This window comes from Rathayibacter sp. AY1E2 (assembly GCF_002932325.1).
GTDB lineage: Bacteria > Actinomycetota > Actinomycetes > Actinomycetales > Microbacteriaceae > Rathayibacter.
Window position 1 is genome coordinate 1 of sequence record NZ_PSVO01000008.1, and the last position, 21,198, is coordinate 21,198.

Here is a 21,198-nt window from a genome sequence, read left to right on the forward strand (position 1 = left end):
GGATGGGGGTGCGGGGTAGGGGGGTGTGTGGCGGGCTCCACGATCGGTAGGCCTGCCCTTGCCGCGTGCCGGGCCGGATCGTGGGGTGCCCCTGAGCGGGGCCGCTGTCTCTATCCGTCCGGCCGCCGCTCTTGACACACGAGCGAAGTAAGTGTTCGATCAGTCACATGCCTTCCCCCTCCTCCCGCTCCACCGCCGAGGCGCAGCGCGAGCGGATCACCGCGGCGGCGCTCCACGTGTTCGCGCGCACCGGCTACGCCGCGACTCCGATCACCGAGGTCGCGGCCGAGGCCGGCGTCTCGCCCGCCTACGTCTTCCGCCTGTTCCCGGGCAAGCTCGGCGTCTTCGTCGCAGCGGTCGACCGCTGCTACGAGCAGGTGGCGTCCACGCTCGCGGCGGCGGGGAAGGCCTCGCCCTCCTCGGACCCGGCCGACCGGCTCGAGGCGATGACCGTCGCCTACATCGACCTGATCGCCGACCGCGACCTGATCATGCTGCAGTCACAGGCGCAGAGCGCGTGCGAGGTCCCCGAGATCCGCGAGGCGGTGCGCCGCGGGATCTCCGCGGTCGTCCGAACGGTCACCGTCGTCTCCGGAGCCGACGGCCCGGCCGTGCAGCGCTTCGTCGCCTACGGGCAGCTCTGCCACCTGATCGTGCAGACCGACCTCGGCGGCGTCGACTCCGAGTGGGCCCGCATCGTCTCCGACGGCATCCGGCACCGCGACTGAGCCCGCGGTCCTCCCGCCTGCTCCTCTTCTTCCTCCCCTCCTCCTCTTCGCCACCCTCTTCCTCATGCCCGCCGTTGTGACTGTCCAGTCACTCACTACAAATTCCAGGAGCCCCTCATGTCCACCACCCTTCCCCGCACCACCACCCGCGTCGTCCTCCCCGGGATCGTCGAGCCGTCCGGACTGCTCCTCGAGCAGGCACCGGTCGAGCCTCCCGCGGCCGGCGAGCTGCTCGTCGCCGTCGAGGCCACCGGCATCTCGTTCGCCGAGCAGTCGATGCGCCGCGGCCGCTACTTCGCCCAGCCGCCGTTCCCCTTCACGCCCGGCTACGACCTCGTCGGCCGGGTCCTCGCGGTCGGCCCCGGCGGCGACGCGTCGCTCGGGGGCCGCCGTGTCGCCGCCCTCACCAAGACCGGCGGCTGGACGGGTCACGCCCGCGTCGCCGCCCGCGACTGCGTTCTCGTCCCCGACGGAGTCGCGTCGGAGGACGCCGAGGCCGTCGTGGTCAACGGAGTGACGGCGTGGCAGATGCTGCACCGCTCGGCCCGGGTCTCCCGCGGTGACACGATCCTCCTGTTCGGCGCGAACGGCGGAGTCGGCGGCCTCGTGCACCGCCTCGCCCGCCTCGAGGGGATCCGCGTGATCGGCGCCGCCTCGCCCCGCCACCACGAGGCCCTCCGAGCGGCCGGAGTGGAGCCCGTCGACTACGCCGATCCCGACCTCGCCGCTCGCGTGCGCGAGCTCGCTCCCGGCGGAGTGCAGGCCGTGTTCGACAACGTCGGCGGAGCGACGACCCGGCTGGCGTGGTCGCTGCTCGCGCCCGGCGGCACCCTCGTCGCCTACGCGATCGTCAGCGCGAGCACCGGGAGCATCTGGCCCCCGTTCCTCCGCCAGCTCGCGCGGATCCAGGCCTACCAGCTGGCCCCCAACGGCCGGCGCGCGGCCTTCTACGACCTCTGGGCGGGCCACTCGCTGCGCCCCGCGCGCTTCCGTGCGCGGCTCGAGGAGGACCTCGGCCGCGTGCTCGGACTCCTCGCCGACGGCTCGCTGACGGCCAACATCGCCGCCCGCTTCCCGCTTACCGGGATCGTCGAGGCGATGGAGCTCGCCGAGTCCCGGACGCTCGACGGCAAGGTGATCCTGCTGCCGTGAGCGGGGTGCGTCCGGGGGAGGGTGATTCCGGCGCGGAGGCGCCCGGGCGGCGAGCAGGGGAGAATGGCGCGGTGGACACGGGACTGGTCGAGGTGCTGAAGGCGCTGGGCAATCCCACGCGACTGCAGATCATGGAGTGGCTCCGCTCTCCCGAGGCGTCGTTCAGCGAGTTCGAGCCGATCGCCGACCGCGCCGAGTTCGGGGTCTGCGTCACCCATCTCGCCGCGAAGAGCGGTCTCGCGCAGTCGACCATCTCGTCGTACATGGGATCCCTGGAGCGCGCGGGCCTCGTCCGCTCGACGCGCGTGGGGAAGTACACCCACTACCGGAGGAGCGACGCCGACGTCGACGGGCTCCTGAAGCGGCTCGGAGCCTCAATCTAGCGACATATCGCGAATCGTCGATATGATCGGCGGCATGACCGATGCTTCCGAGGCTGCTCCCGCTCGCCGCGCTCTGCTCGTCCACGCCCATCCCGAGGAGCGGTCCTTCTCCTCGGCGCAGGCGGACGCGGTCCTCGAGCAGCTGAGGGCCGACGGCATGGAGGTGCGCCGGCTCGACCTGTACGCCGAGGGCCGGGACCCGGTGCTGCACCGCGACCAGTTCGCGCCCGGCTCCGGCTACTTCAAGCCGCAGGCGCAGCAGATGACCGCGGTCCTCGAGAAGACGCTCGGGGAGCCCGTCACGAGCGATCTCGACGAGCTGATGCAGGCGGATCTCCTGGTGCTCTCGTTCCCCCTGTGGTGGTTCTCGATGCCGGCGATCATGAAAGGCTGGATCGACCGCGTCTTCGTGATGGGCGCGACGTTCGGAGGCGAGCACGGCGTCTTCGCCGAGGGCGGCCTGCGCGGCAGGAGCGCGATGCTCCTGCTGACGACGGGCGGCGGCGAAGCGGCCTTCGCGCCCGGCGCCGCCGACGGCTACGGCGACCTGCAGTCGTTCCTCTTCCACATCCATCGCGGGATGCTCGAGTTCGTCGGGTACGACGTCCTGCCCCCGGTGGTCACCTACGGTCCCGCCCGCCTCGACGCGGCCGGACGCGAGGACGCCCTGCAACGGGCTCGAGCGCAGGCGTCCGCATCGTCGGCCCGGCTGCGCGGCGCCTAGCATCCGTCGCGCGCCCGGCAGGAGTCAGCTGCCCGCTCGAAGCGCCGCCACGAGCTGATGCAGTTCGGACGCGTGGTCCCGCTTCCACTCGCGGAACGCCGGAGTCGTGCTCGAATCCTCGGCTACGGAGACGTACTCCACCACGGCCACCTCGAGGACGGTGGCGAGCACGTCGTCGTCCGGCTCCGTCGACGTGCCGGCGACACCGACCGTCGCGGTGCGATCGATGCCTGCTCCGGAGAGGGTGATCCTCCACAGCTGGATCGGGCCGTCGGGAGTCCGGGTCGCGTCACCGGTCCTCGAGTGGACGACCTCGATGACGACTCCGCCCACCGTGCGCTGCATGTCCCGAGCGTACTCAGCGGATCCGCGCGCGGCCGAGCGTCTCGGGCGGCCGACCGCCGATGCCGCGCCGGGAACCCGGTGGCCGTCCGGTCGCGACGCCTCCCCTGCGATCATTGCCCTCGCACTCGACGCTCTTCGGAAAGGCTGGACATGGCAGAGAACCGATCGTGGACGGGATGCGTGTTCATCGGCACGAGTCTCGACGGCTTCATCGCGCGACCGGGCGGAGACCTCGACTGGCTCACCGATCCCGCCCCGCGACCTCACACCGCGGAGACGACGGCCCACCCCGCGCTCATCTGGGAGACGTTCTTCCCGACGATCGACACCCTCGTCATGGGGCGCTCCACCTACGAGACGGTCCTCGGCTTCGACGCCTGGCCGTTCGAGGGGAAGCGGGTCGTCGTGCTGAGCACCACGATCGAGGCGGGCGGCAGAGTGGGGGTGGCTCACTCCGTCGAGGAGGCGGTGCTGCTGCTCGACGCCGGAGCGGCAGACCGCGTCTACATCGACGGAGGCCGCACCATCCAGGCGTTCCTGAGGGCGGGCCTCGTCGACGAGCTGACCGTCTCGATCGCTCCCGTCCTGATCGGAGAGGGTCACCGCCTCTTCGGCGACCTCACCGGCGACGTGCTCCTCACTCTCCGAGGCCATCACAGCAGCGAGGGGGACGGGCTCCTCCGGGTCACCTACGACGTGCGACCCCGCTAGCTCGACGGCGTCCGCCTCCAGGCCGCCCTCAGTCCCGCGACCGGCTCGCGTGCGCCCGGGCCTTCATCCGGTTGCCGCACGTCGCCATCGAGCACCACTTGGCGGTGCCGGGGCGGCTGCGGTCGAGGAGGAAGAGGTTGCACTCGTCGTTCGCGCAGGCGCGGAGCCGCCCGGGGAACCGGGCGTTCACAGCGGACCAGGCGAGGACCGCCTGCACCGCGAGGCGATCCGGCTCGGGAGCGCTCAGCTCCCACACGACGCCTTCACCGGTGATGCGCGGGGTGCGCACGGCGTGCGCGACCAGGTCCGCGAGCTCCGCGACGGCCGCGGGCGCGCCCGAGCGCACGACGGCCTGGAGCGCGTCGCGGGCGCGGCGCAGCTGCTCGAGCTCGTCCTCGGTGCCGACTCCGCCCCACCGCCGGGCGAGCTCGCGACCGGCCGCGTCGCCGAGGTCGTCCGTCGGCCGTCCGTCCACCACCGGCGCGCTGTTCAGCACCGCCAGGAGCAGCTCCTCGTCCCGATCCATCGCTCCCCGTTCTCCCGCCGTGCGGCCCGTTCGATCCATGCTAGCGTCCGGCTAACCAGTAAATCTATCGTAAAGGGTTAGCCATGGTCGTCGTCCATCACCGCACCGTGTCCGTCGACGGACTCGACGTCTTCTGGCGGGAGGCCGGTCCCGTCGACGCGCCCGTCCTCCTGCTGCTGCACGGGTACCCGAGCAGCTCGCACATGTTCCGCCACCTCCTCCCCGCCCTCGCCGGCCACTACCGCGTCATCGCCCCCGACCACATCGGCTTCGGACGCTCGTCCGCGCCCTCCGTCGACGACTTCGACTACACGTTCGCCGCCCTGACCGCGGTGACCGGCCGCTTCCTCGAGACCATCGGGGTGACCCGGTACACGATCTACGTCCAGGACTACGGCGCCCCCGTCGGCTGGCGCCTCGCCCTCGCCGATCCGTCCGCGGTCGTCGCCGTGATCTCGCAGAACGGCAACGCCTACGAGGAGGGCTTCGTGCCCGGCTTCTGGGACCCGATCTGGGCCGACGCCGCCGAGCGGACCGCCGGGACGCACGACGCCCTCCGGCCGGCTCTCGGCCGGGAGGCCGTCGAATGGCAGTACACCCACGGTGTCCCCGACTCCAGCACCGTCGATCCGGACGCCTGGGAGCACGACCTCGCGCTCCTCGCCCGCCCCGGCCAGGACGACGTGCAGCTGGCGCTCTTCCGCGACTACGCCACCAACCGCGAGCTCTACCCCGCCGTGCATGCGTGGATCCGCGAGTCCGGAGTCCCCGTCCTCGCCGTCTGGGGCCGGAACGACGAGATCTTCGCCCCCGCCGGCGCCCAGGCGTTCCTCCGCGACGCGCCTCACGCGCGCATCGAGCTCGTCGACGGCGGGCACTTCCTGCTCGAGTCCCACCTCGACCGCGTCGTCAGCGCGATCACGGACTGGCTGCGCCCGGCGTGATGCCCGAGGACGGGCGGGAGGGTCTCGTCGCCCGCCCGACCCTCCTCAGCGGACGGTGGTGGCAGCGGTGTCGGCGTTGCTGCGGATCGACGGATCCGGAGTCCTCACGGAGAAGGTGGTTGCGAGCGCTGTGCCCGTGCCTGCGCTCACGGCCGTGACGGTGATCTTCTCGGTGGATGTCCGCCCGTTGCCGAGGCTGGAGCGCTGGAAGACCACGACGCTGCCGATGCGGGTGTACTTCCCCGTCGCGGAGACGAACCGCACCCCCGGCGGGAGGATCACCTTCGAGTAGACGGACGTCGACGCGGAGGGTCCGGCGTTCCTCGTGATGAGCGTGTACGTGAACGTCCTCCCCTTCACCGCGGTGGTCGGAGCGGAGACGTCGATGCGAAGGTCGGCCTTCGCGGTCGCGGACGCAGGGGACACGGTGAGAGTGCTCTGCGCGGTCGCGGTTCCGGCGGTGCTGGCGGCCTGCACGGTGAAGACGTAGGCGCCGGTCCTGGTCGGAGTGCCGGTGAGGCGCCCCGTCGGATCGAGGGTGAGACCCGGGGGAAGGGCGCCCGACGACACGGTCACGACGGGCGCCGGAGTTCCCGCGACCGCGTAGGTGAAGTCGTAGGCCGAGTCGACGACGCCGGCTGCGACGGTTCCGCTGATCGTCGGCGTGACGGGTGCAGGCGGGGCGGCCTCGACGGTGATCCGCCGGGAGGCGGTGGTGGTCGTTCCGAAGGAGTTGGTCGCGGTGACGGTGAAGTCGGAGGTTCCGGGTTCTGCGGGCGTGCCCGTCACGAACCCCTCGGGAGTCAGGGTCAGTCCGGGCGGGAGCGTCCCGCTGGCGAGGGTGTGGTCCGCGAGGCGCGCATCCCCTCCGAAGGCGAAGGAGAACGGAGTGCCGACCGTCGCCGTGGGAGGCGCGGCAGCCGTGAGGACGGGACGGGTCCCGGTGGCGAGGGTGAAGCCGTAGCCGGCGTCGATCGAGGTGACCCCCTTCAGTCCTGCGGGAACCGTGGACTGGCCGGCACCGTCGTCGCCCCAGGCGGCGACGGTGCCGTCCTCGCGGAGCGCCACGCTGTGCCCGTACCCGGCGGCGACCGCGACGACACCGGTCAGCCCGGCGGGGACGTCGCTCTCTCCGTCCCTGTCGCTCCCCTCGGCGACGACGCTGCCGTCGGCGCGGACGGCGAGGTCGTGGGTCCGTCCCGCCGCGACCGCGACGATGTCGGAGTAGCCCGCGAAGATGTCGTCGGGGCCGTCGTAGCCCCAGCTCACGACGCTGCCGTCGCTCGTGACGGCGAGGGTGTGGAAGGACGCGGCGGAGATCGCCACGACGTCGTCCAGACCGGGAGGCGCCTCCAGCACTCGCCCCTGGTCGTATCCCCAGATCGCCACTGTCCCGTCGTCGCGGAGCGCGACGCTGTGGGTGCCGCTCGAGTCGATCGCGGTGACGCCGCTCAGCCCCGCCGGCGGCTCGGTGTACCGGTCCTCCGGGGGGAAGAGCGGCGCGACGGTGCCGTCCTCGAGAAGCGCCAGATCGGGGGAGACGGCCGCGACGCCGCGGAGGTCGTCCGCCGGGATGGGGCCGCCCTCGAGATTGTCACCCCAGACGGCCACTGTGCCGTCGCTCCTCGCCGCGACGCCGTAGTACTGGCCGGCCGCGATGGAGACGGCGTCGGTCAGATCCTCGGGGGCGCTCGCCCGACCGTCCTCGTCGTATCCCCAGCCCACGACGCGCCCGCCCGCGACAGGAGCGTCGGCCGCGTGAGCCACGGCCGCGGTGCCGGTGAGCGGCCCGTCGAGGGCGGCGAGGCCGGTCCCGAGGAGGAGGGCGCCGGTGAGGAGCGCAAGCGGGCGGACAGTGCTTCGGAGGCGCATGGGGTCTTCCGGTCGGGTCGGCCGTCGTCGGCCGCCCTGCGACCGTGACAGCTGCGAGCGCCGTGGGCAACGCCCTCTTCCGGCCATGTCCGGAAGAGGGCGCCCGGGCGGACGTCCTTCGTCGGCCCCGCTCGGCTGATCCTGTTCACGACGGAGGAATGATGAGGCTCCGGCGCCCGTTCCGCGCGGATCGCGGGGTCCTGGAGCAGATCCATCCTTCGTTGTGAACACCGTCTGGACGAGGTCCTGCGTCGGCGATGCTCCGAAGCCCGGCTTCGACCTCGTCAGGACCCGAACCCGGCTCCCGTCGGCTCCTCGGCGTTCCGGATGACGGTGAGCAGGAGGTCGTTCAGCTGCTGGGCGGCGGGGGCGCTCAGGCCGACGTCGCTGAGGTCGTTGGTCGCGAGCGCGACCGCGCGCGCCGCGGTGAGGACGCGCTCCCCGTCGGCGGTCGTACGGATGGGTGTGCGTCGGCCCTTCCCGCGGACTCCGACACGCTCGATCAGCCCTCGCCGCTCCATGCCGTCGAGGACCTCGGACATCGTCTGCGGGCGGACGAAGACCGCGCGGGCGATCTCGGCCGAGGTCAGCTGCGCTCCGCCGGTGAGGCAGGAGAGGACGCCGAACTGCACCAGGCTCACGTCGTGCTCCGCGAGCCCGGCGGTGATGCGCGCGCCGATGATCCGCGCGACCTTGACCGCGTTCCAGCCGAGGACGGCCTCGAGTCCCTCGTCGTCGTCCACGCCGACATCCCTCCCGGGTGATTCGAAGAAACAGGAACCTGCTTCACGAGGTAGCCTGCAGGGACCTGCTTCTCCAGTCCCCTCCCTGGAGTGTGCACCACACCCCGGACCAATCCGAAAGGACATCCCATGACCGGCACGAAGCTCCCCGACGACCGAGGCCGATGGGGCGCGGAGGACGAGCTCGGCACGCTCACCCTCATCGACGACGCCGCACGGCGACGTGCCGCGGAGGAGGTGAGGACCGGCCGCTGGGTCTCGCTCGCCCTCCCCGTGGCTCCCGCGTCGATGCTGGGTGGCCCCTTCGCGCCCGCCGCTCCGCCGTCGCCCCCGGTGCAGCAGGCGCTCCTCTACACCGGTACCCCTCCGATGGGCATGTCCGAGGTGCTGATCGTGACTCCGCACCACCCGGCGATGACCCACCTGGACGCGTTCGCGCACCTGCCCGTCGACGACGGAGTCGTCTACCCGGGCCGGCCTCTCGCCGAAGCCGTCACCGCCGGCGGAGTGATGCACGGATCCACCTCCTCGTTCGCCGAGGGCATCGTCACGCGCGGAGTCCTCCTCGACCTCGCGCCGCAGGGGAGGCTGCCGGCGGCGCACGCGATCGTCGCCGCCGACCTCGACGCGGCCGAGCGCCGGGGAGGCGTCCCCCTGCAGTCCGGCGACGCGCTCGTCGTCCGCAGCGGGTGGGGCTTCTCCTGGGACTCGGAGGAGCAGGCCCCCGGCATGACCGTCGACGCCGTGACCTGGATGCACGAGCGGGGCGTAGCGCTCTACGCGGGGGACGTCGGCGACAGCTTCCCCCCTCACGATCCCGAGATGCCGATGCCGATGCACATGGTCGCGCTCGCACGGCTGGGCATGCCCCTCATCGACAGCGCGGACGTGGAGCAGCTCGCCGTGGTCTGCGCCGAGCTGTCCCGCTGGTCGTTCCTGCTCAGCGTGGCCCCACCGCGCCTGCTCGGGCTCACCGGCGTTCCGGTCAATCCGATCGCCGTCTTCTGAGGTGCCGCCGCCCCGCGGATCGCCGCGAGGTCCGCCGCTCGCCCCTCAGCGGCTGAGGAGGGCGACGAGGTCGGTCGCGATGCGGTGCTCGACGTCGGCCGGGACGGGCTGCACGACGGCGTCGAGGTCCGCGGTGACGACAGCGGCGAGGCTCCGTGCCTGGAGGGTCAGGCCGAGGTCCATCGCCTGGATCGGATTCCCGCCGGCGGCGGTGAGGTTGATCATCCGGCCGTTCTCGAGGCGGACGATCCGCTTGCCGTTCTTCAGGCGGATGCCCTGCCGGCGCTGTCCGTCGGCGAACTCGGTGGTCGACTCGGTGGCGGCCGCGAGGGCCTCCTCGTCGATCTCCCACGGGAAATGGCCGACGCCCGCGATCACGGCGCCGTCGGCGAACGCGTCGATCTCCGCGGCGCCGATGACGCCGGGTGCGCCGGTGGCGGTGAAGACGAACTGCGCGTCCGAGAGGACGTCGGCGACGGGTCCGACGCGGTGGCCGCGGAGGATCGCCTGCAGCGAGCGGATCGGGTCGACGTCGGCGACGGAGACCCGCGCTCCGAGCTGCGCCAGGGTGTCGGCGACTCCGCGTCCGCACGGGCCGTAGCCGATGACCGCGGCGCGCGTGCCGGGGATCATGAGGTTCGTGGCGTTCATGAAACCCTGGACGACGCTCTGGCCGACCCCGTACTCGTTCTCGACGATCAGCTTGAGGGGCGAGTCGTTGATGACGACGACCGGTCGTGAGAGAGTCGCGCTGTTCTCCCGCAGGCGGATGCCGCCGGTGGTGGTCTCCTCGGTACCGCCGAGGTAGTGGTCCGGGACGCCCGAGTCGATGAGGCGGAGAGTCAGGTCGGCGCCGTTGTCGAGGGTGAGGTCGGGGTCGTGCTCGAGCACCTTCTCGATGTTGCGGAGGTGCTCCGCCTCGCCGTCGCTCTGCTTCGTGTGGACGTGCACGCCGAGGGCGCGGAGGTCGTCGGCGACGTCGTCCTTCGTGGTTCCGGGCGAGCCCGTCAGAGCGATGTCCATCCCGGCCTCGACGAGGAGCGACACGAGGGCGGCGGTCTTCGGTTCGACGTGGAGGCAGATCGCCAGCTTCTTCCCGGAGAGCACCGGAGCGAGCTCCCGGACCGCCTGCGCGGTGAGGGGCATGTGGTCGAGAGCCCAGCGGCTCGCCGGGTGGGAGAGGGAGGAGGTCATGGCGGGTCCTGTCTGGAGTGGGTACGTGGGCGTCGAGTGGGGGCGTCGTGTGGCCGGCGGCGCGGGAGTCGCGTCAGGGCGCTCGGCCCCCGGCGGGCTGCCGTCGCGCCCGGCGTCCCGCGTGCGTCGAGTGCGCTGCCCGGTACGGAAGGTCTTGAGGAGGCCGATCGCCGGGGACGGCCGCGAGAGGCCGCACTCGCCTGCTCGCTGCGAGATGGAGCCTGAGGTGCATCTCCTCACGACGGGCCGAGGTCGGCACGGCGCGGATCGTCATCGGTGAGGACACCAACCCAGTCTGTCGACCCGGACGAGCCCTCGCTCGGATGATCGTGCTCGGCGGCGGCACCTCGGGAGAGGTCGACCTGTCGTCAAGTGACGTCCTGCGCGGCCCCACCAAACGCCACCGCTACCCTGACGCCATGCGCCGCAGCCTCGACGACCCTCTTCGGAACCGCGTCCGCACCGGCTCTCCGTCCGTCGCGTCCGTCTGATGGAGCGGCGACGGGCGGACCGCTCGGAGCCGGTTCGCGAGTTCCGGCCCTCGAGGGCCCGGCAGAAGAACGAGTCGCGACGGCTGAGGCCCGTCGCCGTCCTCCCCGCGCTGGTCCTGCTGGCGGGGAGCGTCTGGGGAGTCGTGATCGCCGACGACCGCGGTGCCGCGCTGGCCGTCTACCTCGGGCTGTTCGGCTTCGCCACCGCGGTGGCTCTGGTGATCGTCGGAGTGCTGGCGCTCCGCAACCGGCGCTTCCTCGCCACCGCGTCCCTCCGGATCTCGGACCGGGCGATCGAGTGCACAGACGCTCGAGGCAGGGTCGTGACCTTCGAGCGCGCCGACCCGTCGGTGAAGGCGCTGCTCGCGTGGGTGCCCGCCGGCCCCAACAGTGAGGGGATCAATCTCCCCCCGTCGCTGATCCTGTTCCTGTCGGACGGGAGCCGGTCGCTGCGGCTCCGCGGGGCGGACTGGGAGCTCGAGGATCTGCGGGCCGTCGTCGCCGCCGTGACGACGCCGCTCCTGCCGGCGGCGCGTGGCGTGCACACCGGTAGCCGGAGCGTGTGGGCGCGCCTGACCGGAGCCGCTCGTCGGCAGGAGATCGAGGCGCCGCCCGCCGCGGAGAAGACGCTCAGCCCCTCCGAGATCAACGAGCTGATCCCCGGCACGATGAGCTTCCGCGAGACCCGTCCGCTGACGTTCGCCCTCCTGATCGGGTTCGGCTCGGTGGCTCTCGTGCTGGGCGTCGTCGTCGGGGTCGCCTTCGTGGTGGTGCCCGGGTAGCGGAGGAATTCGGCGCCGTGCCGGGGACCGCTGAGCGGGAGACGCGGGCGACAGGCCCACGCCCCCGACCGGCGACCCCGCCGGGGGGATCCTCCCCGCGCCCTAGGCTCCACGCATGACACTCACCCAGGACTCCGGTTGGATCTGGTTCGGACTCGCGATCGTCACCGCCGGTCTGGCCGAGCAGAAGGGCCGCTCGCGCTGGCGCTGGTTCGTGCTGGGGCTGCTGCTCGGGCCGATCGCGACGGCCCTCGTCGTGCTGTGGGCGCGTCCCGAGGGCGGAGTGGCGACGGATGTGCGCTGGAACTTCGCGATCGGCGCCGGCGTCGCCGCGGCGGCGCTCGTCCTCGTCGCCGTGACCTCGGCCCTCTGGTTGCTTCTCATTCCGGCGGCGATCGCGGCGCTCGCCGCCGGGCTGCTCGCCTGGCTGAGCCGCCGCGTCCCCTATGAGCACCTGCCCCGCTGACGACCGCCGCCTGGTCGAGCCTCGGAACTCGAGATCTCGCGGCCCGAGGCGGGAGGCGCCTCACTTTTCGGACAAGGTCGATGACCTCGCGAGGATCGGCCGGCCGCGGCGTCAGCGTTCCGGCCAGGCCTCCCACACTCGACTGAAGGGCGCGGTCAGCTGCTGCCCGTCGTGGCCGATCCTGTGATGCACCCCGACGTCGTTGCTGTAGCCGCTCGACCAGCCGAGCTCACTGCCGCTCCCGATGCGGTAGCCGACGATGATGCCGTCCTTCCCGGCGGCGATGCTCTCCTCGTAGCGGCCCGCGACGACGTCGAAGACGGTGCGCTCGAGGTCGTCCGCGAGGGCGGTCCACTCGTCGTCGCAGGCGTCGCAGCCGCAGACGGGGTAGTTGAAGCGGTGCAGTGCTCCGGCGCGGAGGAGGACGCCGGGGAAGACGGTCCAGACGATCGTCAGAGGTGCGGCGTCGACCGACCGCGGCGTCACGCGGACGGCGCGGGCGGCCCAGGAGATCTCCGCTTCGTCTCGTGAGGCCAGGGCCGGGTCGTCCTCGACCGTGACGTCGTAGGTGCGCTCGAGGTGCTCGAGCAGGGCGTCCGCGACGGTGTGCAGCGGCTGGAAACGCTCGAGATCTCTCGTGACGGAGTAGCTCTCGTCCGGAGGCGACTCACCCTGCCAGCGAGTGCCGTAGGGGATGGGTCGGCCGTCCTCGCCGATGAAGACGCGGTCCGCGACTGCCGGTCGGGCGTAGTCCGTCATGGACGAGAGGGTACGACGCGAGCCGTCCCGCCGTCAGGCCGGCGACTTCCTGCCGACGGGTGCCGCGCCACCCAGCCGCACATCCCCCTCCGGATACGCGTCGTGCGAGAAGCGCAGCCGCACCCCCGCCGCCTCCACCCGCTCCAGCATCTCGGATGTCCGCTCGTGCGCCCGCGCGTCATCGCTGATGAACCGCGGCAGCCGGCGCAGGCGCCCGGACCAGCCGAGGAACTCCCGCCCCCACGCCGCGTCTCCGGCCACCAGCACGCGCCCCTCGACGAGCGCCCCCAGGTGCCCGCGTGCGTGCCCCGGGAGCGGCACCACGAGCAGCGATCCGTCGCCGAACAGGTCGAATCCGGTCAGCCCCTTGATCGTCGTCGCAGGCTGCTCGTCCGCCACGATCCCGGCCGCGAACCACGGCGGCAGCAGCGCGCGGAAGATCCCCTCGCGCACCCGGTTCCGCCGTACGGAGGCGACCTGGCCCGACGACAGCACGAACGTCGCATCCGGGAACCAGCGCACGCCGCCCACGTGGTCCGGGTGCAGGTGCGTGAGCACCACGAACTCCACGTCGGCCGGGGTCAGGCCGAGAGCGAGCAGCCGCTGGTCGACGGTCTCGTCGTCCGGCACCGTCGCGGGCAGGATCCGCTCGTACAGCCGTCCGACGAGGCCTGTCCCGCGGAACGTCGGCGGGTAGCCCGTGTCCACGAGCACCCGTCGGCCGCTCGCGTGCGTGTAGAGGAAGACGTTCGAGGGGAAGACGCGGCGGGGGAGCCCCTTCCCGCGGAACACCCGGGACAGCGGGAAGACGGTGCTCCCGCACGCCATCACCTGCAGCGACGACTCAGCCACGCGTACCCCTCAGGTGCTCGCCGACCCGGCGGATGCCCTCGGCCAGCGGCACGGTCGGCTCGTAGCCGAGCTCGGTCCGCGCCCTCGTGATGTCGAGGGTCTGCGCGTAGGCGAGGGTCGCCACGGTGTAGCGGGTGAACGGCGGCTCGCGGCCGGGCAGCAGCCGGTAGACCCGCTCCAGGGTCTCGGCGAGCGCGGTCAGCACGCGCAGGTCCACGCGGATGAAGCGCGGCTCCTCGCCCATCGCGGCGAAGAAGCGTTCGAGGAGGTCGCCGAGCGGAGCGGGCTCGCCGTTGGTGATGTTGTAGACGCCGCCGTCGGCGACGGGAGCGTCGGCGGCGAGCACCAGCGCGTGCGCGGCGTTCTCGACGCAGGTGATGTCGACGGGGTTCCGGCCGCCGTCGAAGAGGGGGATGCCGCGGCGGCGGCTCGCGGCGACGAAGCGGGGGAGGAGGCTGGGGTCGCCGACGCCGATCAGGCCGCGGGGGCGCAGGATCACGAGCTCGGGGATCCGGCCGGCGCGGTGCGCCTCCTGCAGCAGCCGCTCCGCCTCGATCTTGCTGCGGATGTAGAGGCTCATCCGGCTGCCGGTGTCGACCTCCTCCTCCCGCACCAGGTACTGGTGGCGCCGGGCGGAGTAGATGCTCGGCGACGAGACGAAGACGAAGCGGCGGATCCCGCAGCGCTCGGCCAGCGCGATCATCGCCTCGGTCCCCGCGACGTTCGCGCGCTCGAACTCGCTCCACGTTCCCCACGGGCTCGAGAGAGCGGCGGCGTGCACGAGCACGTCGGCCTCGACGTCCGTCGCGCCCAGCTCGGCGAGGTCGGCGCGGAGGACCGTGGCGCCCTCCTCCTCCAGCCGCGCCAGCGCCTCGGGGGCGCGACCGGTGGCGAGCACGTCGTCGCCCGCGGCCAGGAACTCGCGCACCGCGTAGCCGCCGAGGAAGCCCGTCGCCCCGGTGATCAGCACGCGGCGCCGGCGCTCAGCGGACATCGACGACCTCCAGCCCGCGCTTGCGGCCCCAGTACCAGAGCAGGATCCCCAGGTACCCGAGCGCCTTGCCCTTCCGGATCGACATCAGCACGACCGCGTGCTTGTCGAGCAGCGCCTCGCTCCGCCCGATCACCTGGCAGACCTTGAGGTGCAGCTCCAGGTCCTCGTCGGTGTCGTCGATGCTCGAGCGCGGGAAGCCGTCGACCTGGAGGTACAGCGCGGCGTCGATCGCGAGGTTGCAGCCGGCGGCCATGAACATCCGGTACCGCTGGCCGGGGCGGCGGTAGAAGACGGCCGGCGCGTGCTCCATCAGGCGGATCAGCGCGGTGCCGAGCACGCCGTCGTACCAGCGGTAGACGGCTTCGTCCCGCCGCGGGGACAGGCGGCCGCCGACGAAGCGGGCGCCGCCGCGGAGGTCGGCCTTGAGGCGCGCCACCCAGTCGGCGCTCGGCAGGCAGTCGGCGTCGGTGCGGGCGACGGCCGTCGCGCCCTCGGCGATCGCGTGGCGGAAGCCGGTGTCGGAGGCGGCTCCCGTGCCCTTCTGCGCCTCGTCGATCACGGCGACCTGCCGTTCCGGGCACCGGCGGCGGAACTCCTCGATCACGGCGCGCGAGCCGTCGGTGCTGCCGTTGTCGACGAGCAGGAGGGTGAAGTCCGGATCGGTCTGGCGGGCGAGCGCGTCGAGGGTGCCGCCGAGCAGCTTCTCCTCGTCGAGGAAGGGCACGACCACCCAGAATCCGCGCGCGTCCATCCGTCCCCCGCTCCGGAACCATGGTGTCGGCGGGGGCCCGTGCCGTCAAACCGCGCCGACACGGCACGCAGAAGTGCAGAGGCGCGCTATACAGGGATTCGCTCCGCACGTCCCGGGGCAGGAAGGGGCCCGCGTGCCCGACCTCCTCCCGCTCCGCGTCCTCGGCACGGGCGAAGCGCTGCCCGAGCGGATCGTCACGACCGCCGAGGTCGCCGCGCTCTGCGGCCTGCCCGCCGAGGAGGCAGAACGCCGCTCCGGCGTGCGCACCCGCCACTGGGTCACCGACGACGAGGACCCGCTGGAGCTCGGCCTGCTCGCCGCCCGCCGGGCGCTCGCGGCGGCCGGACTCGACACGGTCGACGTGGTGCTCAACGCCTCGGGCACTCAGCTGCAGGCGATCCCGGACGGAGGCGCACTGCTCGCGGCGGGACTCGGCCTTGACGACGTCTCGGCGTACAGCGTCGGCGCCACGTGCCTGTCGTTCCTTCTCGCTCTGCAGGAGGCGGGATTCCTCCTCGCCACGGGTCGCGCCGACACCGTGCTCATCGTCTCGACCGACTGCGGCAGCCGCGGCATCGACCCGGGCCAGCCCGAGAGCGCCCTGCTCTTCGGCGACGCGGCCGCCGCCGTCGTGATCGGCCGCGCCGAGACTCCGGGCCAGGGCCTGGTCACCACGCACTTCCGCACCCGCCCGAGCGGTGTGCGCCACGCGGAGCTGCGCGGCTTCGGCTCGCGGATCCGCATCGAGGAGGCGCCCGACCGGCTCGCCGACTTCCGCTTCGACATGCAGGGCAAGGCGCTGCTCGTCGACGCATTGCGGCACTTCCCGGCGTTCCTCGAGGAGGTGCGGCCCGGCCTCTCGAGCGGGCTCCCCGGCATCGACCGGGTGGTCCCGCACCAGACCAGCGCGGCCGGGCTCGAGGGCATGGCCCGCCTCTGGGGTCGCGACCGGATGACGATCACGCTCGGCGAGGTCGGCAACACGATCGGCAGCGCGATCCCGCTGGCCCTGCACCGCTCGGACGTGCAGCCGGGGGAGTCGGTGCTGCTGGTGGGCACGGGCGCGGGCACGCACTACGGCGCGGTGGTCCTGCAGGCGTGAGGGGCGGACGGCCCGGAGGCCCCGGTCGCACGGCCGCCGCGGAGCCGGTCGCGGCGCTGCTCGCCCTCGTCGGGACGATCGGAGGGGTGGTCGCCGGTGTGCTCGCCGGGCTCGGCGCCGCCGTCAGCGGACTGCTCCTCGCCGGCTGCGCGAGCACCTACCGCAGCACATTCCTCGAGGTCCAGGATCCGCCGATCGACTGCCTCGCCGGGCCGGCGTGGCCCTTCCTCCAGTGGTCCGCCGTCGTGGGAGTGGGCGCGGTCCTCGCCTTCGCCGCCCTCGTCATCGGCGCCTACCGGCCCCGCTGGTCCGTTCCGATCAGCGTCGTCCTGGCCGCTGCGACCGCCGGATTCGCGATGCTGATGCTCCCGGGCGGCAGCGCCTAGCCGAGGAGCGACAGGGCCGAGAGCCCGAGGAACGGCGCCATCACCACGAGGCAGACCGCGGCTGAGGGCAGGAACCCGTGGAAGGAGTCCCGCCCGCCGACCAGACGGGCGAGCAGCCCTGTGACCAGCGGCGGGAGCGGGAACAGCAGCAGCCACGGAGCAAGGACGTCCGCGCTCGGGGCCGTCCAGTCGGGCTGGTCGTCGCGGTCCAGCGGAGGGAGCCGCACGAGGAGGAACGCGGCCGTGAGGACGATCGCGGGGAGGACCGACAGGCAGGTGAGCGTGATCGCGGTGAACCTCGCCCCGTCGTCCCGGGAGTACCGGCCGCGGTCGGGGTCGGGCGCAGGTCCCCGGTCGGTGTCCTCGTCCCAGCCCGGACTGCTGATCGGATGCGTCCCATGAGGAGATCCTGCCGTTCCGCTGCGGTCTACGGCGCGAGGGCGACGGAGCCGAGCGACGGGTAGTCGGGCCCCTGGTAGTCCATCACGGTGAGCGTGCGGATCTCCGGCATCGTCGCAGCGCCCGGGATCGGGATCTCCTGGTCGGGACGGTCCGGGTCCAGCGCGGCGATCTCGAAGGAGTAGCCGGCGGTGTCGACCCAGTCGCCGGATTCGTCCTGCTCGAGCGCACCCTCCTTCAGGGACAGCCGGAGGTCGGAGGCGTCGCCGGTCGAGAAGCCGGTGAGGACCGCCCACGTCGATCCGTCCGTCCGGCGCTCGATCCGCACCGAGCCGGTCGTCCCGGTCTGCTGGCTGACGAAGTCCCCCGAGAGGGGGAGCTGCTGCTCGAAAGCGCTGAGCGACGACTCCTCGGAGGAGGGCGTCGCCGACGACGTGGCCGGCGCGGCGTCCGCCGGTGCCGACGGCCCGGTGGTCGGCTCACCTCCGGTGCAGCCGGAGAGCAGCAGCGCGCCCGCCAGCGCCGTGACCGCGACCGAGATCCGTGCTCCGCTCATCCCCACGGACCGATTCTGGCACCCGGGCGCCCGGTGCGCGCGGTTCTCCAGCGTCGACGGCACCGCGAGGTCCGCAGCCCCGCCCCGGCGTCCCGTCATCCCCGCCGCTCGACCAGCGCCCGCAGCGCGTCGCGGACGAACCGGGCGCCGGCGACTCCGCCGTAGTGCGCCGAGAACCGCTCGTCGTCGACGTACATCTCGCCGAGCCCGAGCAGGTACTCGTCGCTCGGGCCGCCGGTCGCGTCGCGGGGCGTGCCCGGCACCTCGGCGAGCCAGGCGCGGTGCCGCTCGGCCAGCGCGAGCGCCTCCTCCCCGGTCGGATCCGCACCGCTCGCCGCCGCGGCGGTCCACGCGTCGGCGAGGTCCGCCTGCCGCCGCTGCCACTGCTCGCGGTCCTCCGCGCTCATCGAGCGCCACCAGCGGTCGCCGACGGCGTACGCCGGGGCACCCCAGCGACGCTCCACCTCCTCGCGGTGCTCCGCGTGGTCGAACCCGTCGAACATCTCCTCGGCCATCGGCCCGTTCCCTTCTCTCATCGTGGTGATCGTCCCGGTGACCGCGCGGATGCGGCGGTCGAGCCGTCGGCGCTCCTCCTGGAGCACGTCGAGGTGCCGCTCGAGAGCGGCCACCGGCTCCGCGTCGCGCCGCAGGATCCGCCCGATCTCGGGCAGCCCGAGACCGAGGTCGCGCAGCAGCAGGATCCGCTGCAGCGTCACGAGCGCGGCGGCGTCGTAGTAGCGGTAGCCGTTCGCGCCCACCCGGCTCGGCGGCAGCAACCCCTCGGCCCCGTAGTGCCGCAGCGTCCTGCTGGTCGTGCCGGCCAGCCGCGCCACCTCGTGCACGGACCACTCCTGCTCCACAGTGCCCTCCGTCTCCGCGTCGTCGGTGACTCCGGCGGCGATGGAAGCGACGGTACGGGTTGACGCAGCGTCAACGTCAAGCGGCGGGGACGGATCCCCTAACGGGCGCCGATCCTGCGGGTTCCCACCCGGAGGACGAGCTCGGTCACCGGCACCGCGGCGATCGAGCAGCAGGCGGCGGGCGCCACGGTCAGCAGCGCGACGACGGCGTCCGTCCCGTCGCCCGCGTCGGTCCACGCCGCGATCGAGACCACGATCCAGGCGATCGCGAGGATGCAGACCGTGGAGGCCGGCCAGAGGACCGGCCAGGGCGCGCGACCCCGTCCCGCGGAGTAGGGGAGCCCGCCGACGGCCGCCGTCACGGCGGTCGCCAGAAGCGCTCGGGCCAGCGGGAGGAGCAGCTCGCCGGCGTCCCGGCCGGTGTCGAGGGAGGACAGGGCGAACAGGACCGAGGTCGTCGCGAGCGAGAGGACCCCGGCGACGGCGACGAGCGTCAGCAGGGTCCGGATCAGGAGCCTCACCGGTCGCCCCCCGCGAGGAACGCGCCGCGCTCCTCCAGCAGCCGCCGCAGGTGCCGGTCGAGCACCAGCCGCTCCGCGATCCGCCCGAGGACGCCGAGCGGGGCGGAGTACTCGAGCCGGTCGATCATCACGGAGCCGGAGCCGGAGCCGTCGGACTCGAAGCGGTGCTCGTGCCGGAAGGTCGCGAAGGGACCGCGGGTCTGCTCGTCGACGAAGGAGTGCGGGGCGTCGAGCGCGGTGACGGTGCTGGTCAGCCGGAGCGGGACGCCGAAGTGCCGGGCGCTCCAGGTCACGTGCTCGCCGAGCCCGATCAGCCCGGTGGTCATCCCGGACACCGCGCGCTCGCGAGCGCCGGCCTGCGAGGCGGTGTGCAGATCGATGTCGCGCGCCCGGTCGAACATCTCGGCGGCCGGGCGGGCGGAGCGGGTCACGACCTGGAGGAGCACGGTGTCGATCCTGCCCGCCGCGCCCGCGGCCGGTCGCGGACGCGCCGGTCCGCCGGCCTCACCAGCTCGTCACCACGGTCCGCGTGATCACCCACCCCTCGTCGCGGCGGACGAGGCGGCTCGTCAGCTGGAGCCGCCAGGTCGCGTGCAGGCGGCCGATGGTCGCCTCGGTGATGGTGCGGGAGGTGAGCACCGGGTGCGCGGCGCCGCCCGAGAGGGCGCTCTCGACGTGGTCGATCTCGTGGTACTCCTTGCGCGCCTCGTCGATGTCGGCGAGCCACTCCTCCCGCGACTGCACCAGGCCGGTCGGGTGCTCGATCACGAAGCGCTCGTCGAGCAGCGCCTCGAGCGCGGGCAGGTCCACCAGCTCCAGCGCGTCGAAGAGGGCGGCGTGCACGGCGGTCGGGCCGTCGTCCTCCAGCTCGTCGCCCGTGCCGGCGGTCCCGTCGCCGCTCATGCCGGCGGTCCCGTCGTCGCGCGGCGGACGAGCTGCGTCGGCAGCTGCACGTGCAGCGAGCGCGGCTCGCGCCCGGCCATCAGGGCGATCAGCATCTCGGCGGCGGTCGCTCCGAGCGTCTGCATCGGCTGGCGGACGGTGGTCAGCGGCGGATCGAAGCGCGCGGCCTCGGGCACGTCGTCGAAGCCGATCACCGACAGGTCGTGGGGCACGGCGAGGCCCAGGTGCGCGGCGGTCTCGATGATCGCGAGCGCCGAGACGTCGTTGGCGGCGAAGACCGCGGTCGGCCGGTCGGGCAGCGACAGGAGCGAGGAGGCGGGCCGCCGGGCGGTGTCGCGGTGGTAGTTGCCCACCCGCAGCAGGCGCTCGTCGAAGGCGATGCCGGCCTCCGCCAGCGCCGCCCGGTAGCCGGCCTCGCGCAGCCTCGCCGAGCGCAGGTCGCCGCGGCCCGCGACGAAGCCGATGCGGCGGTGCCCGAGGGCGACGAGGTGGCGGGTGGCGAGCAGGGCGCCGCCGAAGTTGTCGGACTCGACGGTCGGCAGGTCGGCGCGGCCGGTGTGCGGGTCCACGGCGACGAGCGGGATGTCGGAGGGGGCGCTCACCACGCTCGGCGTCACCATGATCGCCCCGTCGATGAGGGTGCCGCTGAGCCGGCTGAGCGAGCGCCTCTCCCAGCCCTCCTGCTCGCCCTCGTGGGAGCCGGAGTAGGCGAGCAGGTCGAACCGCGACTCCGCCAGCACCGACCCCACGCCCTTCAGGATCTCGGCGCTGAACGGCTCGAACCCCGCGACGAGCACGCCGATCACGCCCGTGCGCCGGGAGCGCATGCTGCTCGCGACGAGGCTCGACTCGTAGCCGAGCTCGCGCACGACCTCGAGCACGCGGGTGGCGGTGGAGGGGGCGATGCCGTACCGGCCGTTCACGGCCTTGGACACCGTCGCCACCGAGACGCCGGCGGCAGCGGCGACGTCGTGGATGGTCGGTCGGGTGGTCATGTGGCCGACTGTAACCCGTGCTTCGAAAACCATTTCGAAAACGTTTGACCA

General features: G+C 72.9%; 27 protein-coding genes. 11 read left to right on the forward strand and 16 right to left on the reverse strand.

The window, feature by feature from the left end; genetic code table 11:
- The first annotated feature begins 167 nt into the window (after positions 1-167).
- From C5C49_RS08010 to C5C49_RS08025, 4 genes are all read left to right on the forward strand, one after another.
- Positions 168-728 (forward strand): TetR/AcrR family transcriptional regulator, encoded by a 561-nt coding sequence (locus C5C49_RS08010; protein WP_104345869.1) that lies wholly within the window; start codon positions 168-170, stop codon positions 726-728.
- Between the two features lie 117 nt (positions 729-845).
- Positions 846-1,880: a medium chain dehydrogenase/reductase family protein gene (locus C5C49_RS08015; protein ID WP_104345870.1), complete on the forward strand. Its 1,035-nt coding sequence runs from the start codon at positions 846-848 to the stop codon at positions 1,878-1,880.
- Between the two features lie 71 nt (positions 1,881-1,951).
- Positions 1,952-2,263, forward strand: a complete 312-nt coding sequence (locus tag C5C49_RS08020; protein ID WP_244230566.1) for a helix-turn-helix transcriptional regulator — start codon at positions 1,952-1,954, stop codon at positions 2,261-2,263.
- Positions 2,264-2,297: 34 nt separating this feature from the next.
- Entirely contained in the window at positions 2,298-2,987 is a 690-nt protein-coding gene (locus tag C5C49_RS08025) for an NAD(P)H-dependent oxidoreductase (protein ID WP_104345943.1), read from the forward strand.
- A 24-nt stretch (positions 2,988-3,011) separates the two neighbouring features.
- Here the strand turns inward: C5C49_RS08025 and C5C49_RS08030 are convergent, their stop codons facing one another.
- Positions 3,012-3,332 (reverse strand): hypothetical protein, encoded by a 321-nt coding sequence (locus C5C49_RS08030; RefSeq protein WP_104345871.1) that lies wholly within the window; start codon positions 3,330-3,332, stop codon positions 3,012-3,014.
- 150 nt (positions 3,333-3,482) lie between these two features.
- Here C5C49_RS08030 and C5C49_RS08035 point away from each other — a divergent pair, with 150 nt between their 5' ends.
- Positions 3,483-4,043 carry a dihydrofolate reductase family protein gene (locus tag C5C49_RS08035; RefSeq protein WP_104345872.1) on the forward strand — a complete coding sequence of 187 codons (561 nt, stop codon included), beginning with the start codon at positions 3,483-3,485 and terminating at the stop codon, positions 4,041-4,043.
- 28 nt (positions 4,044-4,071) lie between these two features.
- On the opposite strand, the gene C5C49_RS08040 is transcribed toward C5C49_RS08035, so the two are convergent.
- Positions 4,072-4,569, reverse strand: coding sequence for a CGNR zinc finger domain-containing protein (locus tag C5C49_RS08040; RefSeq protein ID WP_104345873.1), 498 nt, complete (start codon positions 4,567-4,569; stop codon positions 4,072-4,074).
- 83 nt (positions 4,570-4,652) lie between these two features.
- Here C5C49_RS08040 and C5C49_RS08045 point away from each other — a divergent pair, with 83 nt between their 5' ends.
- Positions 4,653-5,513, forward strand: a complete 861-nt coding sequence (locus tag C5C49_RS08045; protein WP_104345874.1) for an alpha/beta fold hydrolase — start codon at positions 4,653-4,655, stop codon at positions 5,511-5,513.
- 45 nt (positions 5,514-5,558) lie between these two features.
- On the opposite strand, the gene C5C49_RS08050 is transcribed toward C5C49_RS08045, so the two are convergent.
- Positions 5,559-7,385 (reverse strand): putative Ig domain-containing protein, encoded by a 1,827-nt coding sequence (locus C5C49_RS08050; protein ID WP_104345875.1) that lies wholly within the window; start codon positions 7,383-7,385, stop codon positions 5,559-5,561.
- A gap of 284 nt (positions 7,386-7,669) precedes the next feature.
- Complete coding sequence (locus C5C49_RS08055; RefSeq protein ID WP_104282929.1) at positions 7,670-8,128, reverse strand: MarR family winged helix-turn-helix transcriptional regulator; 459 nt, start codon at positions 8,126-8,128, stop codon at positions 7,670-7,672.
- Between the two features lie 129 nt (positions 8,129-8,257).
- Here C5C49_RS08055 and C5C49_RS08060 point away from each other — a divergent pair, with 129 nt between their 5' ends.
- Positions 8,258-9,136 carry a cyclase family protein gene (locus tag C5C49_RS08060; RefSeq protein ID WP_104345877.1) on the forward strand — a complete coding sequence of 293 codons (879 nt, stop codon included), beginning with the start codon at positions 8,258-8,260 and terminating at the stop codon, positions 9,134-9,136.
- A gap of 45 nt (positions 9,137-9,181) precedes the next feature.
- On the opposite strand, the gene C5C49_RS08065 is transcribed toward C5C49_RS08060, so the two are convergent.
- Positions 9,182-10,330, reverse strand: a complete 1,149-nt coding sequence (locus C5C49_RS08065) for an adenosylhomocysteinase (protein WP_104345878.1) — start codon at positions 10,328-10,330, stop codon at positions 9,182-9,184.
- Between the two features lie 490 nt (positions 10,331-10,820).
- Between C5C49_RS08065 and C5C49_RS08070 the strand changes: the two genes are divergently transcribed.
- Together C5C49_RS08070 and C5C49_RS08075 are read left to right on the forward strand one after the other, a co-directional pair.
- On the forward strand, positions 10,821-11,603 hold the full coding sequence (locus C5C49_RS08070) for a hypothetical protein (protein WP_104345879.1): 783 nt from the start codon (positions 10,821-10,823) through the stop codon (positions 11,601-11,603).
- Between the two features lie 115 nt (positions 11,604-11,718).
- Positions 11,719-12,069, forward strand: a complete 351-nt coding sequence (locus C5C49_RS08075; protein ID WP_104226336.1) for a hypothetical protein — start codon at positions 11,719-11,721, stop codon at positions 12,067-12,069.
- A 111-nt stretch (positions 12,070-12,180) separates the two neighbouring features.
- On the opposite strand, the gene C5C49_RS08080 is transcribed toward C5C49_RS08075, so the two are convergent.
- The 4 genes from C5C49_RS08080 to C5C49_RS08095 are packed head-to-tail and all read right to left on the reverse strand — an operon-like array spanning position 12,181 to position 15,425.
- Positions 12,181-12,828, reverse strand: a complete 648-nt coding sequence (locus tag C5C49_RS08080; protein ID WP_104345880.1) for a DUF6226 family protein — start codon at positions 12,826-12,828, stop codon at positions 12,181-12,183.
- Between the two features lie 33 nt (positions 12,829-12,861).
- Positions 12,862-13,680 carry an MBL fold metallo-hydrolase gene (locus C5C49_RS08085; protein ID WP_104345881.1) on the reverse strand — a complete coding sequence of 273 codons (819 nt, stop codon included), beginning with the start codon at positions 13,678-13,680 and terminating at the stop codon, positions 12,862-12,864.
- The gene (locus tag C5C49_RS08090) at positions 13,673-14,674 is read right to left on the reverse strand and encodes an NAD(P)-dependent oxidoreductase (protein WP_104345882.1); all 1,002 of its coding nucleotides are present in this window, start codon (positions 14,672-14,674) and stop codon (positions 13,673-13,675) included. Before C5C49_RS08090 ends, C5C49_RS08085 begins: the two co-directional genes overlap by 8 nt.
- Positions 14,664-15,425, reverse strand: a complete 762-nt coding sequence (locus C5C49_RS08095) for a glycosyltransferase family A protein (protein WP_104345883.1) — start codon at positions 15,423-15,425, stop codon at positions 14,664-14,666. The genes C5C49_RS08090 and C5C49_RS08095 overlap by 11 nt, the downstream gene beginning before the upstream one ends.
- Positions 15,426-15,558: 133 nt before the next feature.
- On the opposite strand from C5C49_RS08095, the gene C5C49_RS08100 reads away from it, so the two are divergent.
- Complete coding sequence (locus C5C49_RS08100) at positions 15,559-16,527, forward strand: 3-oxoacyl-ACP synthase III family protein (protein ID WP_104345884.1); 969 nt, start codon at positions 15,559-15,561, stop codon at positions 16,525-16,527.
- The gene (locus C5C49_RS08105) at positions 16,524-16,913 is read left to right on the forward strand and encodes a hypothetical protein (protein WP_104345885.1); all 390 of its coding nucleotides are present in this window, start codon (positions 16,524-16,526) and stop codon (positions 16,911-16,913) included. The genes C5C49_RS08100 and C5C49_RS08105 overlap by 4 nt, the downstream gene beginning before the upstream one ends.
- Here C5C49_RS08105 and C5C49_RS08110 read toward each other — a convergent pair.
- The 7 genes from C5C49_RS08110 to C5C49_RS08140 form a co-directional block, all read right to left on the reverse strand.
- Complete coding sequence (locus tag C5C49_RS08110; protein WP_104345886.1) at positions 16,910-17,140, reverse strand: hypothetical protein; 231 nt, start codon at positions 17,138-17,140, stop codon at positions 16,910-16,912. The genes C5C49_RS08105 and C5C49_RS08110 overlap by 4 nt on opposite strands.
- A gap of 200 nt (positions 17,141-17,340) precedes the next feature.
- The gene (locus tag C5C49_RS08115) at positions 17,341-17,868 is read right to left on the reverse strand and encodes a hypothetical protein (protein WP_104345887.1); all 528 of its coding nucleotides are present in this window, start codon (positions 17,866-17,868) and stop codon (positions 17,341-17,343) included.
- A gap of 95 nt (positions 17,869-17,963) precedes the next feature.
- A complete protein-coding gene (locus C5C49_RS08120) occupies positions 17,964-18,728 on the reverse strand; it encodes a TipAS antibiotic-recognition domain-containing protein (protein WP_104345888.1) in 765 nt (254 codons plus the stop codon).
- 98 nt (positions 18,729-18,826) lie between these two features.
- A complete protein-coding gene (locus C5C49_RS08125) occupies positions 18,827-19,249 on the reverse strand; it encodes a hypothetical protein (protein ID WP_104345889.1) in 423 nt (140 codons plus the stop codon).
- Entirely contained in the window at positions 19,246-19,695 is a 450-nt protein-coding gene (locus tag C5C49_RS08130; RefSeq protein ID WP_308471226.1) for an SRPBCC family protein, read from the reverse strand. The genes C5C49_RS08125 and C5C49_RS08130 overlap by 4 nt, the downstream gene beginning before the upstream one ends.
- A gap of 58 nt (positions 19,696-19,753) precedes the next feature.
- A complete protein-coding gene (locus tag C5C49_RS08135; protein WP_104239174.1) occupies positions 19,754-20,152 on the reverse strand; it encodes a nuclear transport factor 2 family protein in 399 nt (132 codons plus the stop codon).
- Positions 20,149-21,147, reverse strand: a complete 999-nt coding sequence (locus C5C49_RS08140) for a LacI family DNA-binding transcriptional regulator (RefSeq protein WP_104224902.1) — start codon at positions 21,145-21,147, stop codon at positions 20,149-20,151. Before C5C49_RS08140 ends, C5C49_RS08135 begins: the two co-directional genes overlap by 4 nt.
- Positions 21,148-21,198: the final 51 nt, after the last annotated feature.

Excerpts from the sequence above, each read along its gene's own strand:
- C5C49_RS08050 (WP_104345875.1), bottom strand. The coding sequence starts at position 7,385 with ATGCGCCTCCGAAGCACTGTCCGCCCGCTTGCGCTCCTCACCGGCGCC.
- C5C49_RS08075 (WP_104226336.1), top strand. The coding sequence starts at position 11,719 with ATGACACTCACCCAGGACTCCGGTTGGATCTGGTTCGGACTCGCGATC.
- C5C49_RS08025 (WP_104345943.1), top strand. The coding sequence starts at position 2,298 with ATGACCGATGCTTCCGAGGCTGCTCCCGCTCGCCGCGCTCTGCTCGTC.
- C5C49_RS08015 (WP_104345870.1), top strand. The coding sequence starts at position 846 with ATGTCCACCACCCTTCCCCGCACCACCACCCGCGTCGTCCTCCCCGGG.
- C5C49_RS08140 (WP_104224902.1), bottom strand. The coding sequence starts at position 21,147 with ATGACCACCCGACCGACCATCCACGACGTCGCCGCTGCCGCCGGCGTC.
- C5C49_RS08060 (WP_104345877.1), top strand. The coding sequence starts at position 8,258 with ATGACCGGCACGAAGCTCCCCGACGACCGAGGCCGATGGGGCGCGGAG.
- C5C49_RS08010 (WP_104345869.1), top strand. The coding sequence starts at position 168 with ATGCCTTCCCCCTCCTCCCGCTCCACCGCCGAGGCGCAGCGCGAGCGG.
- C5C49_RS08135 (WP_104239174.1), bottom strand. The coding sequence starts at position 20,152 with ATGAGCGGCGACGGGACCGCCGGCACGGGCGACGAGCTGGAGGACGAC.
- C5C49_RS08090 (WP_104345882.1), bottom strand. The coding sequence starts at position 14,674 with ATGTCCGCTGAGCGCCGGCGCCGCGTGCTGATCACCGGGGCGACGGGC.
- C5C49_RS08045 (WP_104345874.1), top strand. The coding sequence starts at position 4,653 with ATGGTCGTCGTCCATCACCGCACCGTGTCCGTCGACGGACTCGACGTC.
- C5C49_RS08035 (WP_104345872.1), top strand. The coding sequence starts at position 3,483 with ATGGCAGAGAACCGATCGTGGACGGGATGCGTGTTCATCGGCACGAGT.
- C5C49_RS08065 (WP_104345878.1), bottom strand. The coding sequence starts at position 10,330 with ATGACCTCCTCCCTCTCCCACCCGGCGAGCCGCTGGGCTCTCGACCAC.
- C5C49_RS08030 (WP_104345871.1), bottom strand. The coding sequence starts at position 3,332 with ATGCAGCGCACGGTGGGCGGAGTCGTCATCGAGGTCGTCCACTCGAGG.
- C5C49_RS08115 (WP_104345887.1), bottom strand. The coding sequence starts at position 17,868 with ATGAGCGGAGCACGGATCTCGGTCGCGGTCACGGCGCTGGCGGGCGCG.
- C5C49_RS08040 (WP_104345873.1), bottom strand. The coding sequence starts at position 4,569 with ATGGATCGGGACGAGGAGCTGCTCCTGGCGGTGCTGAACAGCGCGCCG.
- C5C49_RS08095 (WP_104345883.1), bottom strand. The coding sequence starts at position 15,425 with ATGGACGCGCGCGGATTCTGGGTGGTCGTGCCCTTCCTCGACGAGGAG.
- C5C49_RS08070 (WP_104345879.1), top strand. The coding sequence starts at position 10,821 with ATGGAGCGGCGACGGGCGGACCGCTCGGAGCCGGTTCGCGAGTTCCGG.
- C5C49_RS08080 (WP_104345880.1), bottom strand. The coding sequence starts at position 12,828 with ATGACGGACTACGCCCGACCGGCAGTCGCGGACCGCGTCTTCATCGGC.